The sequence below is a fragment of the Leyella stercorea DSM 18206 genome (assembly GCF_000235885.1).
In the GTDB taxonomy this organism is placed as follows: Bacteria; Bacteroidota; Bacteroidia; order Bacteroidales; family Bacteroidaceae; genus Prevotella; species Prevotella stercorea.
Genome location: NZ_JH379449.1, coordinates 15,559 through 16,415, shown reverse-complemented (window position 1 = coordinate 16,415; position 857 = coordinate 15,559). Strand labels below are relative to the sequence as shown.

1 protein-coding gene is annotated in these 857 nt (G+C 51.5%); it reads left to right on the top strand.

Annotated features, from left to right (window positions below):
• Positions 1-857, top strand: an 857-nt coding sequence (locus HMPREF0673_RS09525) for a hypothetical protein (protein ID WP_007901475.1), incomplete at both ends; no start/stop codon positions are given.

Sequence of the window (857 nt, the reverse complement as noted above, 5' to 3'; positions counted from 1 at the left end):
ATGAGGATGCCAGTCGCATTGTCCGCATCGTGCGCAAACAGGCGTGCTATGTCCGCTTTGCTCCTGCCGACAAGTCGGGCGTGATACCTTACATTCTCTATGCCAACTGGCGGAATACAGTCAGTCCGGAGGACATCGAGCGCATTGAACTTCTTAATCCGCATTCGCCATTCACCGACCTTCAGAACAGAGGGAAGAAAATCAAGAAGTTCGCTGTAGTAAGCCGTATTCCTACGCCCGACAATACGTATTATCCAATACCGTACTACGCAGCTCTTTTCAAAGGAAAGTGGTTCAACATCAAGCAACTCATTGGCATCGCTAAGGAAGCGAAGCTCCGAAACTCGGCTCCCATAAAGTACCACATCGAGATTGCCAACTCGTTTTGGAACAATATCTTCAAGGTCGAGGGCATAACTGAACGTGTCAAGCAGCAGGAACGTGTCAACGAGGAGAAGGACAATATCATCAACTTCCTCACTGGCATGGAGAACAGCGGAAAGGTGCTCTTCTCCACATTCTATGTTTCACCTAACGGTGAGGAGCAGCACGACGTGGTCATCAACAAGATCGAGACGGATAAGGAGGGTGGCGACTGGGCGACGGACATCGTCGAAGCCATCAACATGATGTGCTTCACCATGCGAGTACACTCTAATCTCGTAGGCTCGGTGCCAGGCAAGTCGCAGACCAACAACTCAGGCAGCGACAAGCGAGAACTTTACACCATCGCCCAGGCTCTACAGAAGCCTTACCACGACCTTCTCTTCTCCGTTCACCGACTGATCATCCGCTTCAACAAGTGGACTGCGGTCAAGCCGGACTGCCCATTCATCCAGCTCACCACGCTCGATGAG